At 66.5% G+C, this 15,254-nt stretch carries 19 protein-coding genes and 4 pseudogenes; 17 read left to right on the forward strand and 6 right to left on the reverse strand.

The features are described from left to right. Positions 1 to 121: 121 nt before the first annotated feature. Positions 122 to 505, forward strand: a complete 384-nt coding sequence (locus DY245_RS06230; RefSeq protein ID WP_181923542.1) for an enoyl-CoA hydratase/isomerase family protein — start codon at positions 122 to 124, stop codon at positions 503 to 505. 91 nt (positions 506 to 596) lie between these two features. Continuing rightward, on the forward strand, positions 597 to 959 hold the full coding sequence (locus DY245_RS06235; RefSeq protein ID WP_128504387.1) for a transposase: 363 nt from the start codon (positions 597 to 599) through the stop codon (positions 957 to 959). Between the two features lie 203 nt (positions 960 to 1,162). Here DY245_RS06235 and DY245_RS06240 read toward each other — a convergent pair whose 3' ends face one another. Beyond that, positions 1,163 to 1,474 (reverse strand): putative quinol monooxygenase, encoded by a 312-nt coding sequence (locus DY245_RS06240; RefSeq protein WP_128504389.1) that lies wholly within the window; start codon positions 1,472 to 1,474, stop codon positions 1,163 to 1,165. Between the two features lie 146 nt (positions 1,475 to 1,620). On the opposite strand from DY245_RS06240, the pseudogene DY245_RS48165 reads away from it, so the two are divergent. Continuing rightward, positions 1,621 to 2,009 (forward strand): annotated as a pseudogene (locus DY245_RS48165) (transposase); the annotation flags it as partial. A gap of 193 nt (positions 2,010 to 2,202) precedes the next feature. Here the strand turns inward: DY245_RS48165 and DY245_RS06250 are convergent. Continuing rightward, entirely contained in the window at positions 2,203 to 2,847 is a 645-nt protein-coding gene (locus tag DY245_RS06250; protein ID WP_128504391.1) for a TetR/AcrR family transcriptional regulator, read from the reverse strand. 158 nt (positions 2,848 to 3,005) lie between these two features. Here DY245_RS06250 and DY245_RS06255 point away from each other — a divergent pair, with 158 nt between their 5' ends. The 3 genes from DY245_RS06255 to DY245_RS06265 all read left to right on the forward strand — a co-directional run bounded on the left by DY245_RS06255 (position 3,006) and on the right by DY245_RS06265 (position 4,578). After that, positions 3,006 to 3,566, forward strand: coding sequence for a dihydrofolate reductase family protein (locus tag DY245_RS06255; RefSeq protein WP_128504393.1), 561 nt, complete (start codon positions 3,006 to 3,008; stop codon positions 3,564 to 3,566). A 164-nt stretch (positions 3,567 to 3,730) separates the two neighbouring features. Then, on the forward strand, positions 3,731 to 4,303 hold the full coding sequence (locus tag DY245_RS06260) for a dihydrofolate reductase family protein (RefSeq protein ID WP_128504395.1): 573 nt from the start codon (positions 3,731 to 3,733) through the stop codon (positions 4,301 to 4,303). 62 nt (positions 4,304 to 4,365) lie between these two features. Beyond that, positions 4,366 to 4,578, forward strand: a complete 213-nt coding sequence (locus DY245_RS06265; protein WP_128504409.1) for a DUF4287 domain-containing protein — start codon at positions 4,366 to 4,368, stop codon at positions 4,576 to 4,578. 168 nt (positions 4,579 to 4,746) lie between these two features. Here the strand turns inward: DY245_RS06265 and DY245_RS44135 are convergent, their stop codons facing one another. Beyond that, a complete protein-coding gene (locus tag DY245_RS44135; RefSeq protein ID WP_181923543.1) occupies positions 4,747 to 4,938 on the reverse strand; it encodes a hypothetical protein in 192 nt (63 codons plus the stop codon). A gap of 250 nt (positions 4,939 to 5,188) precedes the next feature. On the opposite strand from DY245_RS44135, the gene DY245_RS47465 reads away from it, so the two are divergent. Further along, positions 5,189 to 5,320: a hypothetical protein gene (locus DY245_RS47465; RefSeq protein WP_277410938.1), complete on the forward strand. Its 132-nt coding sequence runs from the start codon at positions 5,189 to 5,191 to the stop codon at positions 5,318 to 5,320. A 3-nt stretch (positions 5,321 to 5,323) separates the two neighbouring features. Here DY245_RS47465 and pip read toward each other — a convergent pair whose 3' ends face one another. Next, positions 5,324 to 6,283, reverse strand: coding sequence for a prolyl aminopeptidase (pip, locus tag DY245_RS06275; protein ID WP_128504412.1), 960 nt, complete (start codon positions 6,281 to 6,283; stop codon positions 5,324 to 5,326). Between the two features lie 98 nt (positions 6,284 to 6,381). Here pip and DY245_RS06280 point away from each other — a divergent pair, with 98 nt between their 5' ends. Next, positions 6,382 to 7,197 (forward strand): transposase family protein, encoded by an 816-nt coding sequence (locus tag DY245_RS06280; protein ID WP_128504414.1) that lies wholly within the window; start codon positions 6,382 to 6,384, stop codon positions 7,195 to 7,197. 604 nt (positions 7,198 to 7,801) lie between these two features. On the opposite strand, the gene DY245_RS06285 is transcribed toward DY245_RS06280, so the two are convergent. Beyond that, on the reverse strand, positions 7,802 to 8,404 hold the full coding sequence (locus DY245_RS06285) for a hypothetical protein (protein ID WP_128504416.1): 603 nt from the start codon (positions 8,402 to 8,404) through the stop codon (positions 7,802 to 7,804). 309 nt (positions 8,405 to 8,713) lie between these two features. Here DY245_RS06285 and DY245_RS06290 point away from each other — a divergent pair. The 4 genes and pseudogenes from DY245_RS06290 to DY245_RS45890 all read left to right on the forward strand — a co-directional run. Continuing rightward, positions 8,714 to 8,952, forward strand: a pseudogene (locus tag DY245_RS06290) (ATP-binding protein); the annotation flags it as partial. Positions 8,953 to 9,165: 213 nt separating this feature from the next. Continuing rightward, the gene (locus tag DY245_RS45880; protein ID WP_244942859.1) at positions 9,166 to 9,486 is read left to right on the forward strand and encodes a hypothetical protein; all 321 of its coding nucleotides are present in this window, start codon (positions 9,166 to 9,168) and stop codon (positions 9,484 to 9,486) included. Continuing rightward, positions 9,483 to 9,893, forward strand: coding sequence for a hypothetical protein (locus DY245_RS45885; protein WP_244942860.1), 411 nt, complete (start codon positions 9,483 to 9,485; stop codon positions 9,891 to 9,893). The genes DY245_RS45880 and DY245_RS45885 overlap by 4 nt, the downstream gene beginning before the upstream one ends. Then, a complete protein-coding gene (locus DY245_RS45890; protein ID WP_244942861.1) occupies positions 9,805 to 10,116 on the forward strand; it encodes a GNAT family N-acetyltransferase in 312 nt (103 codons plus the stop codon). Before DY245_RS45885 ends, DY245_RS45890 begins: the two co-directional genes overlap by 89 nt. A 26-nt stretch (positions 10,117 to 10,142) precedes the next feature. On the opposite strand, the pseudogene DY245_RS47795 reads toward DY245_RS45890, so the two are convergent. Next, positions 10,143 to 10,298: pseudogene (locus tag DY245_RS47795) on the reverse strand (transposase); the annotation flags it as partial. A 185-nt stretch (positions 10,299 to 10,483) separates the two neighbouring features. Here DY245_RS47795 and DY245_RS06305 point away from each other — a divergent pair. The 5 genes and pseudogenes from DY245_RS06305 to DY245_RS06335 form a co-directional block, all read left to right on the forward strand. After that, complete coding sequence (locus DY245_RS06305; protein WP_181923544.1) at positions 10,484 to 10,966, forward strand: hypothetical protein; 483 nt, start codon at positions 10,484 to 10,486, stop codon at positions 10,964 to 10,966. 309 nt (positions 10,967 to 11,275) lie between these two features. Then, positions 11,276 to 12,388 (forward strand): ABC transporter substrate-binding protein, encoded by a 1,113-nt coding sequence (locus DY245_RS06310; protein ID WP_128504418.1) that lies wholly within the window; start codon positions 11,276 to 11,278, stop codon positions 12,386 to 12,388. 676 nt (positions 12,389 to 13,064) lie between these two features. After that, the gene (locus tag DY245_RS06315) at positions 13,065 to 13,406 is read left to right on the forward strand and encodes a DUF4333 domain-containing protein (protein WP_128504420.1); all 342 of its coding nucleotides are present in this window, start codon (positions 13,065 to 13,067) and stop codon (positions 13,404 to 13,406) included. A 413-nt stretch (positions 13,407 to 13,819) separates the two neighbouring features. Next, positions 13,820 to 14,610 (forward strand): IS5 family transposase gene (locus tag DY245_RS06325; protein ID WP_244942862.1). Its coding sequence is split into 2 segments (ribosomal slippage): positions 13,820 to 14,003 and positions 14,003 to 14,610, totalling 792 coding nucleotides; the frame shifts between segments, so codons are not numbered across the junction. A 184-nt stretch (positions 14,611 to 14,794) separates the two neighbouring features. Further along, positions 14,795 to 15,073: pseudogene (locus DY245_RS06335) on the forward strand (VOC family protein); the annotation flags it as partial. Positions 15,074 to 15,254: the final 181 nt, after the last annotated feature.

Here is a 15,254-nt window from a genome sequence, read left to right on the forward strand (position 1 = left end):
GGTCGTGCTGTGGCTGGAGGAGCACCAGCTCTGACAGCCGGGATTGGCACCGGGCCGTGTTGAGCGCCGAGAGGAGGAGAACACGACCGCCCCATACGCGACCATCAGTGTCAGCACCAGGTTGGACGGCAACGTCCTGTTCGCCACCTTCAACGCCCCGCCGATCAACCTCATCGGTCCCGAGGTCGTGCGCGACCTGGTCGGACTGCTGAAGGAGGTTTCCCAACCGACGGGTGCACGGGTGGTGGTCTTCGACAGCGCGGATCCCGACTTCTTCCTCCCGCACGTAGACCTGACCAAAGTGCCCGCATACACCGCTGAAGCCGCGATGGCCGGGGGCCTGGGCGACGCCTCCCTGGGGATGCTGTTCCGCAAGCTCAGCGAGATCCCGGCCGTCACGATCGCCAAGCTGCGCGGCCGTGCACGGGGGGCGGGCAGCGAGTTCCTCCTCGCCTGCGACATGCGCTTCGCCTCCCGGGAGAACGCTGTCCTGGGCCAGCCCTGAAGTCGGCATCGGCACACCGCCCGGCGCGGGAGCGATCCAGCACCTCACCCGGCTGCTGGGGCGGGGCCGAGCGCTCGAAGCCTCATGGATCATGCGACCACGCGATGCCCTGACCGACAGTCAGGAGGAATGGCTGCTCGAAGTCCGCCTCACCTGCCCGGACATCGCCCGCGCATGCGACCTCGCCCGGACCTTCGCCGACCTCGTCCGCCACCAGCGCGGCCAACTTCTGCTCGAATGGATCCGCCAGGCTGAGCAGGACGCTCCGAAACCGATGAGCGGGTTCGCCGGCTTCCTCCGCCGCGATCTCGACGCCGTCACCGCCGGCCTCACTCTCACCTGGAGCTCAGGCGTGGTCGAAGGCCACGTCAACAGGATCAAAACGCTCAAGAGAGCAATGTATGGCCGCGCGTCGTTCACTCTCCTTCGGACCCGGATCGTCACCCAGCCATGAGCTTCACAGAATCGCCGCGATGCTCTGACCGCGGTTCCGTGAAACAGCCGGGTGCGGAACGGCGGCAGTTGGGACGCTTGATCCTTACCGACTGCGGCCTCGGTGAGCCTGCTCTGTAGCCCCGTCGCCGCGCTCTCCTGACTCAAGGCTGGGTGCTCCCGGGCACGGGTGTCCGCCGAGGCCGGTTGAACAACGTGACAGGTTCACCCAGTTACCGCTTCATGCCTGCTATGTACGCGCATGCTTGGATGCACTTCGCGCTCGATGCGAGGCATGATCTCCGGGATGTAGATCTTCTGGATGGCGTCACCGGCATCGTGAGCCTCCCAGTGGGCGCGGCTGGCCCAGCGCTCGACCAGGACGAAGCGGCTGGGTTCCTGGTGTGACTGGTAAGCCTCCCAGCTGACGCAGCCGTCTTCTGCCAGACACAAGGGGCGCATCCGAGACAGGGCGTCGGCAACTGGGTCGATGTTGGTGCTCTCGGAGACCCGGATGATGACGATGAGGTCGAACAACTTGCTCCTCAGGGGTGGGCTGAGCCTCCGCCGGTAGCGCGGAGGCTCGGACAACCAGTTAGGGTAAACGATCTTTCATCGCTCATTCTGACCTGCAGTTTCACGAAATCGCGGTCAGAGCCGAATTCGGAGATTCCCATCAACGCCGCCTGGCCCGGCTCGTGGAACGCCACGCCCCGCACCTGCTCGCCCCGGTGGGCATCGGCCCGGACACGGCCGTCACCCCGCTGATCACGATGGGGGACAACCCGGAGCGCCTGGCGGCGAGGCGTCCTTCGCCGCGCTGTGCGGGGTCAGCCCCGTAGAACGCTCCTCGGGCACTCGGCACTACCGTCGGCTCAACCGCGGCGGCGACCGGCAGGCCAACGCCGCCCTGCACCGCATCGTGCAGACCCGGCTGCGCTACGACTCGCGCACCCAGGACTACTACGTGCGCCGCATCCAGGAGGGCAAGACCCGGCGCGAGATCGTCCGATGCCTCAAACGCTACGTTGCCCGAGAGGTCTTCAACCTGGTCAGGCCCTCACCATCATGACCTCCGTCATAGGGGCAGCTGTGAGACGCGGAAGCCCCGCCGGAATGCGCCCATGCTCCGGCGGGGCTTCTGCGTGCGGCGGGTTACGACGGCGTGCCGCGTCCGGCGCGGGCATCGTTGTACTCCGGCTCTCCGCTTTCGAGTACGCGGAGCAATGACGCAGTGACGACACGAGTCTTATGGCCGATGTGTGTCAGATGCCGCGTTCGATCATGTCGATGACGTGCTGGCCGGCGTCGTGGGCCTGGGTGGGGTGGAGGCCACGGAGGGGGCCGTCGACGAGGAGGGCGGCGAGGCCGTGAACGGCCGACCAGGCGAGGAACTCGGCACCGGGGCGGCGGTCTTCGGGCAGGAGTCCAGCCTCTACGAGGCCGTCGAGGGCTGCGCCGAGCAGCTCGAAGGGGGTCTTGCCGGTGGCGCCTGCGGCGGTGTCGGCGGCGGCGTGGGTCATGTCGCCGGGGACGTGGAAGGCCGTGCGGAACAGGCCGGGTTCTTCCTGGGCGAAGCGCAGGTAGCCGGTGCCGACGGCACGGAAGCGGGCACGGGCGGCAGCCGCCGCGTCCGTGGTCGGTGGCAAGGCGGCTTGCTCGGCCTCCATGGTGCGGGCGAGGTGGGCCATGGCGGCCTGGGAGACGGCGTGGAGCAGTGCATTGCGGTCGGTGAAATGCCGGTACGCGGCGTTGGGGGCGACTCCGGCCTGCCGGGTGGCGGCGCGTAGCACGACGGCTTCCGGCCCGCCCTGGTGGGCGAGTTCGAGGCCGGCTTCGATCAGTGCGTTGCGGAGGTCGCCGTGGCGGTAGGTGTCCCGCTTCGGCTTGTTGTTCTCGGCTGCTGTCATGGCTGCCTCCAATGTGGACAGCATCCACTTAGGTCGTCTAGGCTCCTGTGTGATCACTCGGGGGGTGCGGATGTCCACATCCTCCGAATGTGGACATCGTACACAAAGGGTGGCCGTCGACCGCCCGGACGCTCTTTCAGCAGGGGGATCCGTTTCTCATGGGCAAGATCACGCATTTTGTGCACCAGTCGCTGGACGGTTTCATCGAGGGCCCGAACGGCGAGTTCGACTGGCCCCGCATGGACGGCGAGCTGTCCGCCTATTCGCACGCCCTCACCGACAGCGCCGACATCTTCCTGTACGGCCGCGTGGTGTGGGACATGATGTCCGGTTACTGGCCCCGCGCCGAGGAGTTCTCCACCCACGAGCATGACCTTGCGTTCGCACCCGTCTGGCGCAAGGCGCCAAAGGTGGTCGTCTCCTCAAAGCTGACCGAGGCCGACTGGAACACCCGCGTCATCAACACCAACGTCGTCGAGGAGCTCACCGCTCTCAAGGACAGCGGCGCCCATCTGCTGCTGTTCGGCGGCTCCACGCTGGCCGGCTTCCTCACCGAACACCGGCTGATCGACGAGTACCAGATCTTCGTCCACCCCGTCGTGCTCGGCGGCGGCAAGCCCGTCTTCACCACCCCGCAGCAGCGGTTCGACCTGACCCTGACCGAGACCAGGACCTTCGACTCCCAGGTCGTTCTCCTCCGTCACGAACGGGCCAACTAGGCCGTTTCGCTCAAGCCCGCCCCGAGGGGCGGGCGACGACCGATGAGTTTCTCCGTGGTCAGCAGTCAAAGATCACGGTTGTGCACTGCAGCAGCGAGTGCGACCGAAGCGTGCACCGACTGAACCTTCTTACACCCAGGCACGAGATACCGAGGAACCTCAAAATGCGTACCCTGATCAGCACCGCCTTCATCTCCCTCGACGGCGTCGTGGAGGCCCCGGGCGGCGAGCCCGGATACCGGAACTCCGGGTGGACCTTCAAGGACATCGAGTTCCTCCCCGAAGCGTTCGACATCAAGGGCCGGGAGCAGAAGGAAGCCACCGCGATGTTGATGGGCCGGACCAGCTACGAGGCGTTCAGCCCGGTGTGGCCGGACATGGAGGACTTCGCCGACTACAAGATCATGCCGAAGTACGTCGTCTCCACCACGCTCACCGAGGACGACCTGGTGTCGAACTGGGGCGAGACCACGATCCTGCGCACGCTCGACGAGGTCGCCGCACTGAAGCAGACCGAGGGCGACCCGATCATCGTCCACGGCAGCGCCACCCTGAACCAGGCCCTTTCCGACGTCGGCTTGATCGACCGTTACCACCTGCTCGTCTTCCCGCTCCTGCTCGGCGCGGGCAAGCGCCTGTTCAGCGCCACGGACAAGGACACCCAGAAGCTGAAGCTGGTCGAGCACGAGGTCTACGCCAACGGCCTGCAGAAGAACGTCTTCGACGTCGTCCGCTGACAAGGCTCCTGCACCAGAAGTACGCCCCCGGCAGCACACGGACAGAAGGACAGAACCCCGACATGACCGCTGCAGCGCAAGGCCCTGCCAGCTACTTCCCCTCCATCGAGAAGAAGTACGGCCGCCCGATCAGGGAATGGAAGGATCTCATTCGCTCCTCACCCCTGACCAAGCACATGGAGCTCGTCGGCTGGCTGAAGGCTGAACACGGCCTGGGCCACGGCCACGCCAACGCCCTGGTCGCCCACACCCTCGCCGAGGACACCGGTAAGTGAGCTCTCCCGGAGAGCCCTTGAGCCCTGCGCCTGCCGAATAACCCATCCGACCTGGTGGGAGGCGGTGTGGGTGATGCAGAGAACCTCGTCGGGGGTCGTTCGAACCCGTGCCCTCGCGCGGCTGTCGATCGTCGTGGAATGACGGTCGACCGTGCTGCTGCGACTGGGCTACTCGATGCCATCCTTGCCGATGCGGGGATCGAGGTCGTACTCAGCGGTGTTCGGATGCCGAGAATGAACTCGCTCATGGAACGGTGGGTGCAGACCTGCCGGCGTGAACTGCTGGACCGGACCTTGATCTGAAACCAGCGGCACCTGCTCCACGCGCTGCGCGAGTTCGAGCAGTTCTACAACGCTCATCGGCCGCACCAGGGCATCGCGAATGCCCGTCCGCTGAATCCATTACCCACGCCGATCGCCGATCCGGACCAGATCGCCAGCCTCAACATACGAAGACGCGAACGCCTCGGTGGCATCCTCCACGAGTACCGACATGCCGCATGACCTGCACGGATGAGGATTCCGGCAAGGGCAGGGTTGGTACAGGAGGTCGGCGACCTGCTCAGTGCAACGCGACCGATTCGGCCTGGGTCGAAACGAACCGGCAGGCATGAAGGAGAAGCCGCAGGCCAACCGCGTCCCGGTCCGAGTCATCGTCTCGGACCGGGTACTGGCGGCCTGGCTCGCCGACTACGCGGCGCGGAACCCGAAGGTCAAGTTCGAGGTCCTCTACGTGCCCTGAGGATCACCGGTTCTTGAAGTCCTCGATGGCTGCCCGGACCGCCTCCTGCATCGCGTCGCTTCCGGCATGCCCTGAGTCTTCGACGATGTGGAGCCGCGCGTTTGGCCACACCTTCGCCAGCTCCCACGCCGTCTGTGCCGGACTGCCCATATCGTGTCGGCCGTGGACCAACACCGCCGGGATCCCGGCCAGCTTGTGGGCGTTGCACAGTAGTTGGTCCTCCTCCAGCCACGCGCCGTTGCTGAAGAAGTGGGCGCAGATCCGTACGAACGCGATCTGCGCGTCGACCTCGCGATTGCTGTACATGCCGGGCACGCCGTTGGGCTCGTTCGAGATGACCGCGTCTTCCCAGGCGAGCCAGTCGGCAGCGGCCTTCTCCCGGATCGCCCGGTCAGGGTTCTCCATCAGCCGCGCGTAGGCCGCGAGCAAGTCGCCGTCCCGCTCGTCCTCGGGAACACCGTCGCGGAACCGGTCCCACGCCTCGGGGTAGAACCGCCCGGCACCCCGGTAGAGCCAGTCGATCTCAGTGCGGCGGGTCATCGTCACTGCCGGGATGACCATCTCACTGACCCGATCGGGGTGCTGTTGCGCATAGGCCAGGATGAGCGTCGAGCCCCAGGAGCCGCCGTTCAGCAACCACCGCTCGATGCCGAGGTGCTCGCGCAGCCGCTCCATGTCGTCGATCAGGTGCTGCGTGGTGTTCAGACTCATTTCCGCCGCCGGGTCGCTGGCGTGCGGGGTGCTACGACCGCAGTTGCGCTGGTCGAAGCGGATGACGCGGTAGCGCTCGGGGTCCCAGGCCCTCGTCGGCCGCCGCGGTGCACCCGACCCCGGGCCGCCGTGGACATTCAGGGCAGGCTTGCCTTCAGGGTTGCCGAGCTGTTCGTAGTAGACGCGGTTGCCGTCCCCGGCGTCGAGAAATCCATGGTCGTAGGGACTGATCGGAGGGTAGAGATCAACCATGACCGTCGATCCTAGGGCGTGATCGTGGTTGAGCTCCGTGATTTTCTCCCAACCTGCCCCATGGACATGGGCGTTGAGCTGATAAACGAGCGAAGCCCCTGGTAGGTGGCTTTTCGACCAAGAGAACCCGTGTTCACCAGAGGCTCCGTGTTCTCGTCTATTCGTCCAGGCTGAATGTGTCCAGCTCTGCCCTGCGCTTCCTCTCCGCTCGCCTGCGGGTGCACCGCCGCGCTCTGGGCACCCGCTGGCGACGGCTGAACACGGGCCGTCAAGCCCTGCTCACCCTCGCCCACCTGCGCAATGGACACCCTTATGTTCACCTTGCCGCAGGCTTCGGGGTCGGCACCACCACCGCCTGGCGCTACGTGACCGAAGCTGTCGATGTGCTTGCCGCGCTCGCTCCTTCGCTCGCCGACGCTGCTCGCGCGGCTTCGCTGAAGGCGTTCGTCCTGCTGGACGGGACGCTGCTGCCGATCGACCGCATTGCTGCCGACCGGCCGTTCCACTCGGGCAAGCACCGGATGCACGGGATGAACGTGCAGGTCCTTGCCGATCCTCTCGGCCGCCTGCTGTGGGCCTCGCCAGCGCTTCCCGGGGCCGTCCACGACGTGCGGGCAGCCCGGGAGCACGGCATCATCGGCGCGCTGGCCCAGGCTGGGGTGAACTGCTGGGCGGACAAGGGCTACCACGGCGCCGGCGGCACGGTCTGCGTTCCTTATCGCGGCCGCTGGGATGCCCTTTCGAGCGGTCAGCAGGCCGTCAACCGATCACATGCGACGATCCGCGCCCTCGTCGAGCCGGCGATCGCCGGCCTCAAGACCTGGCGCCTCCTGCGGAAGCTCCGCTGTTCCACCACCCGCATCACCGCCCTCGTCCAAGCCGTCCTCGTCCTGCAACAAGCCAGCTCAAATTAAGGTTGGAAAAGGCTCAGTCGCCTTCTCAGCATCGTCGTCACTCCGTAACCCCCCTGAAAATCATAGGAGTTACCCTTGTGCCGGTTGTTCTGCTGGGCGCCTTCGCTATTCGCGGCCTCCTCGCCCCAGCCCTCATGTAACTCGCCGGCCTGGAAGCGGTGGACACCGAGACCGAGGTGATCACCCTCCGATGTAGAGGGCGTCGATACGCGTTCGACGTCTGGGGGTGTCCGTGATGACGTGCGCTCTCGCAACGGAAGTGCCGCATTCAACAGGCCGCCAGTGAGCTGCAAGTCCAGCGCAAATGCAACGAGCATCGGGGCTGGTCCAACTCCGGGCAGCCTGGAGGCTGTTTGCGATTGCGGGGGAAAATATGCTGTGTTGCAACAACTGGCATCGAGCCTCGATCCCAGACGCTGCGGAGGTCTGGACCACGGCGTGCCCTGTAGCCGGCCCGTTTCCCGGCGTGACGCCGCCGATGCTGACTTTGTGCTGACTTGCTGACCTCGAAACGCCCTCTGACCTGCAACGATGCCTTGCTGTACCTCTTCGGCTTCAAGAGGTACGCCCGCACATTGTCCGGGGTCACCTCGGGCGCTCGGGCTCACCAAGGTGGGACCACGAGTTGAAGTCGTAGTGGTTCTCCTTCGACGGCATCCGCGCCACCTGGTAGGCCAGCTTCCGCCATGCAATGGGTGACTGTGTCGTCACGACGGCCAGGCGGTGACAAGTGCCCCTGCGGCATGAACTTGACGGGTGTCGCGCCATAACTGAGGTTCTGGTCTCTGCCACCCACCCACCGGATGGGCACCCCATCCGACTCGACGTGCCCGGTCCAGCGGTCCGCCCACCCGGGGTACCGCTCGGGGAACATCTCCCGTCTCTGCTTCTGGGCGGGCGACAGCGTCGGGCGAACCCACACGCTCCCGGCGGTTGCCCGACCGTTGAGGCGCACTCCGCGCGCTGCGGCTTTGGCGCGCAGGAACTTCAGGAACGCGCCGGGCAGCGGGTCGAAATCGACGCCGCGGATCAGCTCCCGCTCGCCGGGAGCAACCCAGCCGTCAATGGGTAACGCGAGTCGGTCGGCGAGCGCGTGGAGCGTGCTGTAATCATGGTCGAGCTCGGCTACACGCAGCGCTTCGACCGTGGCCTCGGCATGAGGGAACTGAACGCACAGGGTGACCCAACACGGACCGTCGCCCGCCACGAAGGTGCCCGGGTAGCCGTCGTACCAGATGCGGTCGTTAGACGCGTCGCGCGCCCTGTCGACCGCTTCTATGAAGGCAGCGGACAGCTCGGGTCGTGTCCCAGCGAGTTCGCGGCGTCGACGTGCCCGTCGCGGTCGAGCTCGACTGTGACGTACCAGGGAGGCCCGGACGCGGATCTTCCGAGAGCGTGGGTTGCGTGGATCGGGGTCGAGTTAGGTGGTTCGCTCCGCCATGCGCTCTGCTCCTCGTCCTGCTGCTTGCGCTTCCTCGCTGCCTTGCGTGCGATGGTGGCGGCGTTGTCGTCATAACACATGGAACTCGATCGCCACGGCGCCGAACTCCTCTTCCAGGTCCTGACCGAACGCGAGGAGAAGAACGGCGTCGCCATCGCCTCGAACGAGTCGTTCGGCGGCTGGACGAAAACCTTCACCGACCCCCGCCTCTGCGCGGCATCGTCGACCGGCTCACGTTCAACGGCACCACCATCGAGACCGGCACCGACTCCTACCGCCTCGCCAGCACCCGAGCCCGGGCCGAAGCCGGCTAGTGCCGTAGCAGGCAACGTTCGCCCTGTAGGTCGTGACGCGCGTCGGCCGATGTCCGCAGTCGGCCGGCGTAATCGAGGGACATGGCTGCCCGGCCTGCCATCGGCTCCGCCACCACGACGATGCGCTTCGCGCGTTGTGCTGTTGACTGCCGCGATCGGCGGCCCCGGAAAACGGTTCGACGGCTTTGCGGGGTCCTGACACAGTGGCGCACTATGCCGAACTTCGAGCTTGTGACCGCCGCGGACGTGCGGCTCATGCAGGGTCTGGCGCAGCGTGTCACCGCCACCCGCCCGGACCTGGTGAACAGCGACGCGACGTTCGGCGAGCTGGCCTGGAACTGGGGCAAGGGGCACGCCAGCGACGGCGCAAGCCGGCCGCGTCGGCTGTGGTTTTCCGGCGGGAATCTGGTGGCGTGGAGCTGGGCCCATCTTCCGCACCAGGTGAGCCGGAGCGACGGGTCGGTGAAGGACGTACCGGCGCCTATCTGGCGTATCAGGCCCATCCCGACCACGCCGGGCTGGTTGACGAGGTGATCGACTGGTACGACGGTACGGCGGCGGGCATCGAGCGTACGGTGATGCCGAACGCCGCCGATGAGTTCGCCCTGAAGCGATGGGCGGCGCACGGCTATGAGACCGACCCGGCCTCGCTCGGCGACACCGGGTCCTGGACCCAGCTCAACGAGCGGGACCTCACCGACGTGGAACAGCCGGTACTGCCAGACGGATTCCGGTTCCGCACCGCCGACGAGGCCGGGCCGAAGGCCGCGGTCCAGGCCCATCTGGACGCCTGGGCTCCCTCGACGTACACGGCCGAGGGCTACCAGGGCGTGCGGAAGACGGCGACGTACCGTGGCGACCTGCACATCCTGGTGGAGGCGCCGGACGGAACGATGGCATCCTCGACGATCATGTGGCTCGACGAAGCGAACAAGAGCTGAGTTCGAGCCGGTCGGGACGCATCCGGACTACCGGCGTCTGGGGCTGGGAAGGGCGATGCTTCTGCACGGGATGCATCTGGCGCGGGCGGCCGGGGCCACTCATATGACGGTCGCCTGCCTGGGTGCGCCGGGGCATCCCAAGGCGCGCGGGCTGTACTACAGCGTCGGGTTCCGGGAGTTCACGCGCGACGTGACGCTCATCAAAACCAAGACCGCGGGCTGAGGACTGGTCGTTCGGGTAGTCGCTGGTCAGGCCACGTTGGCTCGGGCGACGACCTGACGTAGGCGGGTGTCGTCGGCGTGGTGGTTTCGCCAGATGATGTAGCGGCCGATCATGCTGCCTTGCTCTTTGTGGCTGCGATGGTCGGTGCCGTCCAGGGCTAAGTAGCGCAGCGCGGTGAACTGGACTCGGGCAGCCCAGTCCCCTCACGAACGCCGACCGATCCGTCCGTCTCGGCGACACAGCATCGCCGTCACTTCTCGTGAACATTCCCGAGCAGGTTGATGGCCAACTGCTGCTGAAACTCATCGACAAACGCTGTCGCTGAAGGTGAACGAAGCCACTCTGCACGATGAGGGGGCCCGGTTGCTTGCCGAAGTCCAAGGTCGATCTGTACGCGGCGATCCGCCGTGACGCCAGGACCGGCATGTCGATGCGTGCTCTCATGCGCAAGTACGGCGTCGGCTACGAGACCGTGCAGAAAGCTCTGGTGTCGGCGCTGCCGGAGCCGAGCAAGAAGATGAGGCCGCGGGAGACACGGCTGGACCCCTACAAGTCGGTGATTGACGCCATCCTCACGGCGGATCTGACCGCTCCGCGGAAGCAGCGTCACACGGTCAAGCGGATCTACGACCGGCTGTTGGGCGAGCACAACGTTGTCAACGGGTATTCGCGGCCTTGTGAATGTCGGGTGGTTGCGGTTCGAGCGGTTGTGTCGGGTCGCACCGAGGCTCGGCTCGGGACTGCAGAGGAGGCGGACATGTGGGGTGCCACGGTTATGAAGGTTGTGGCTATTGCTGGTAAGGCCATGATCACTGCGATGCAAGCGCTTACGTTGGCGGCAATCGCGTGATGGCCGGCCGCTGGCGCGGCGGCGTTATTCCGCCCATTCCAGCCCGAGCCTTGCCAGTTGCTGTGTGACTGAGCGTTCAGTTGGCCAGTGAGCGTTGCACTTGGCCATTGAGCGCGCCAAGATTCTTGAAGCCTGGCAGCTCAGCGAACAAATAATCGGTTGCCTGTTGGCGATGGTGGATGCAATGTCCGGCATGGTCACCCAGGTGCGCCCGCCACCGCGAGATGAGAGGAACGCGCACTACCGGGCCTTGCCACTCTGCGATCCGGGCACACCGCAACCGAATCATCACACGGGAGATTCCAGCATATGAATACGCCACCATCGCCACCTGGAGCGGAGCGGACTGACGGATCATCCGTCCAGATCGGCGCTCTCGTTCCGCTCACTCGGCCTGGCTGGGTCGAGGCGGGCCAGCACTTGCTCGCTGGACTCGAGCTGGCCGTTCGCGAAGTCAATGACGTCGGCGGGATCGGCGGAAGACCACTCGAGCTGGTGGTCCGAGACACCGCGGCTGATCCACAGAGGGCCACGGCGGCCGTAGATGAATTGGCTCGCCTGGGCGTGGCTGCCTTGGCGGGGGAGTATCACAGCGTCGTCGCTCGCGCCGCTGCCGCCAGGGCCGACGCCCTCGGCCTGCCGTTCCTCTGCTCGTCAGCGGTTCTCGACGCGCTCACCGAACAGCCAACGGAATGGGTCGCGCGCCTCTCCCCGCCGCAGTCCCGCGGCTGGCAGGTCTACGCTGACTTCCTCCTCAGCGCGGGCCACAGCCGAATCGCCGTAGCAGCCCAGCCGAGTGTCTACTGGGCATCTGGGACCCGCATTCTGCGGGACTACCTCGCTCCACGCGGCGGCACCGTCATCGAGCTCGACATGCGCGCGCTCACCCCCGCGGCCGTGTGCGACGAACTCGTCGACAATCGCGCGACAGCCCTCCTTCTTCTGGTCGGCCACCCGGAGCCGGCAGTGCCGATCGTCAAGTCTGTCCGCCGCGACCAGCGCCTCGCCGAGATCATGATTGGTGCTCCGGCCGGGCAATCGGAGTTCGCCGAATGGGCGACGTTGCTGGGCGACGACAGCGCCGCGATCCCGTTCTTGCGCTACCTTCCCGAGCGCCTCGGCCCACTCGGTGCACGAGTCGAGACGGCCCTCCGTGAGCGGCTGGCCGAAGCGCCCTCCTTCGTCGCCTTCGAGGGCTACGACACCGTTGCCGTCCTCGCCGATGTGCTGCGTTCTCACGGCGCGGACCGGGCGAGCACTGCCGAATCCTGGTCGCGCGTCGCAGTCGAAGGCACCCGCGGGCAGATCCGGTTCTCCCGCACGCCAGGCATCAGCGTTTGGCAATGGGCCTCGACGCCAATCCAAGTCGTTGATCGCGATCCGGCGGAACCCGATCGCTTTCGGATCCTCCACGCCGGCTGAGAGAGCACGGAGGTCCAACTACCCAGATCTGTCCGAACTTGAGGCTATCTACCTGCCTACGTGTTAATACGGGCTCTCAGCTTCACGGCGGGGGCCCGACCGCATTCTCGGACTATCGCGCGGCAGCCGACGCTAGCCCGGGGCAGCCCAGAGAAGGCCGGCAGTCGGACCAGCATCAAGATCAATCTCAGCGCCAACCACGGTTCCATTGATCCCCGACGCCGGAAGAGGCGCCAGGATCAGCTGCGGTCGATGCGGGCGGCCGGCTCATCGCCGTACTCGTGGAGGGTTGCCGTCAGCAGCTGATAGGTCTCAGCCCCCTTCCGGGGCATCACAGCGAATACACCCAAAAAGCACCTACCAGGCCAACTCCACGCTACCCTGCCCGCCCACACGCTCAACTGGCCAACTAGAACGCTGAACGCTCAGAAGCCGTTGCCGTACCGAGGAGTTCGGTCGGCGGTCGAACGTGAGAACCCGGCCGGTTGATCTTGGCCGGGCCCACGACAGCTCCTGGCTGTCTCATCGCGGAAAGCCCGTCACACTCACTGCCGATGTTCCCTCCCCGCCGCCCCCGCGCTCATGCCCGAAGAAGCCCGCATTCGTGCCCGGAGCGGAACCGCCAGTATGCTTCCGGCACCCCCCTCGCCATGATCACGTCAGACCGGAGTCCACCATGCCCATAACTCGGTTGTCCGCAGCAGCTTCGATCCTGGCCGCCAGCGCGCTGCTCGTCGGCTGCTCGGCCTCGGCCCACGTGGAAAAGGCCGAACCGAAGCTGCCTGCGGACAAGCTGGCCACCACGGTCGCCGAAAAGCTCGCCGCCGCAACGGGCCGGCAAAAGCCCCACATCACATGCCCCGAGGACCTCGCCGGCAAGGTCGGCACCACCACCCGCTGCAAGCTCTCGGCAGACGACGGCAGCACTTTGGGTGTGTCGGTCACGGTGACCTCGGTCGATGGATCCAAGATCAACTTCAACGTCAAGGCCGACGCCACGGCTTCCCCGGCGCAGTAACGCGAACTGACTGCTGATCAGAGATGGTCATGGTCGATCAGACCCCTGGCACGTACAAGCCGATCGGCAAGGTGATGGGGAAGCGGCGGGGCCTGGCCCAGGCGGTCGCGACGCTCAAGCAGGTCATCTGCGGGAAGGTCCGAGAAGCCGCCTCTCAACCGATCTTGGAATGTGTAAGTCGAACGAATTTCCAAGTCGGGTGATCTTCCGGCCGTACGCGCATGAAGGCAGGGCCTCCTGGTAGCTCGGGGGTGCGACCCCATTCCGAGCGGTTCCCGGAGGCCCTGTTGTCATTGTCGTACGCGCCCGAGCCCGTTGACTTCAACTCGCCTACCGTGTCGTGTGATTGCCTCGCGCACCTGTACGGCAACGCGGCCGACCATCCGGACCGTGTGCGCCGGTATCCGTCGGACATGACGGACGCGGAGTGGGCGGAGGTCCGGTCGTTGTTGCCGGTGCCGTCCTGGCTTCAGGGGCGGGGCGGACAGCCCGAAGGCTACTGTCACCGGCAGATGCTCGACGCGATCCGCTACCCGGTCGCGGGCGGGATCTCCTGGCGGGCGATGCCCGCGGACTTCCCGGCCTGGGGCCGGGTTTCGCCTTCTTCCGCCGCTGGCGCGAGCACGGGCTGATCGCCGAGCTCCACGACCGGCTGCGCGGACGGGTGAGGGAGCGCGAGGGTCGTGAGGCCGAGCCCACGGCGGGAATCATCGACGCACAGTCGGTGCGGGCCGCCGCGACGGTGCCGGCCGCCTCACGTGGCTACGACGGCGGGAAGAAGGTGCAGGGCCGCAAAAGACACATCGTGACCGACTGCCTCGGCCTGCTCCTGGTCGTCGCGGTCACCGCCGCGAACATCGGCGACCGGGACGCCGCCGTGGGCCTGCTGACCCGGCTGCGCCGCCTGCACCGCGACATCACCCTCGTCTGGGCCGACGGCGGCTACACCGGCGGTCTCGTCGGCTGGTGCCGGGACAAACTCGCTCTGACCCTGCAGATCGTCAAGCGCACCGACGACATGGCAGGGTTCGTGGTGCTCCCCAGACGCTGGGTGGCAGAGCGCACTTTCGCGTGGTTGATGAACTCCCGGCGTCTGGCCCGTGATTACGAAACCCTGCCCGCTTCCAGCGAGGCGATCCAGTGGTTGATGGTCACGCGGATGGGGCGGCGTCTGGCACGGCCGCGGGCCGCCGGCCGGCGCTGAACATCCCCAATGTCTCCTGCACGAGCCACCCGCGCTCTGCCAGGCGCCTGACCTTCGAGCGCACCCCCTCCACCTTCGCCGACGTCGTCTCCAGGCCCAGCTCCACCGCGATCTCCTTGGCCTTCACCGGTCCCTTGCCCGCTGACCGCCGCTCATCCAGCATGCCCAGAATCCGCTGGTAGTCGACGGAAGCATCGAGATCGGGCCGCCCGACGCCGGTTTCGGCGGCCCACAGCCCACCCTCATCCTCAGCCCCGGCAGCGACCCACGGACCGGGAAGCTCCGACTGCACATCGACGTCAACCCCACCGACCGCGACCAGGACACCGAGCTGGAGCGGCTGCTCGCTCTCGGCGCCAGGCCCGTCGACGCCGGCCAGGCCGGCACCGGCAACTGGCACGTCCTGGGCGACCCGGGAGGCAACGAATTCTGCCTCCTGGACACCCGGCTCCAGCCCCTCTGACCTTGCGTCCCGGCGCCAAGCCGTTCGGCCGTTCGAGTGAGTGTCGGGGGTTTGCTCGTCTGGACCTCAGCCCGCGAGGCCCTCGCACGTGATGCCGAATAATTCCACACCGCACAGCCCCATCCAGGCCGCACCACGATGAGTGCTTCAGTTGGCGATCCCCGCCAGGTGAAGCGCTCAG

The sequence above is a fragment of the Streptomyces inhibens genome (assembly GCF_003389455.1).
In the GTDB taxonomy this organism is placed as follows: Bacteria; Actinomycetota; Actinomycetes; order Streptomycetales; family Streptomycetaceae; genus Streptomyces; species Streptomyces inhibens.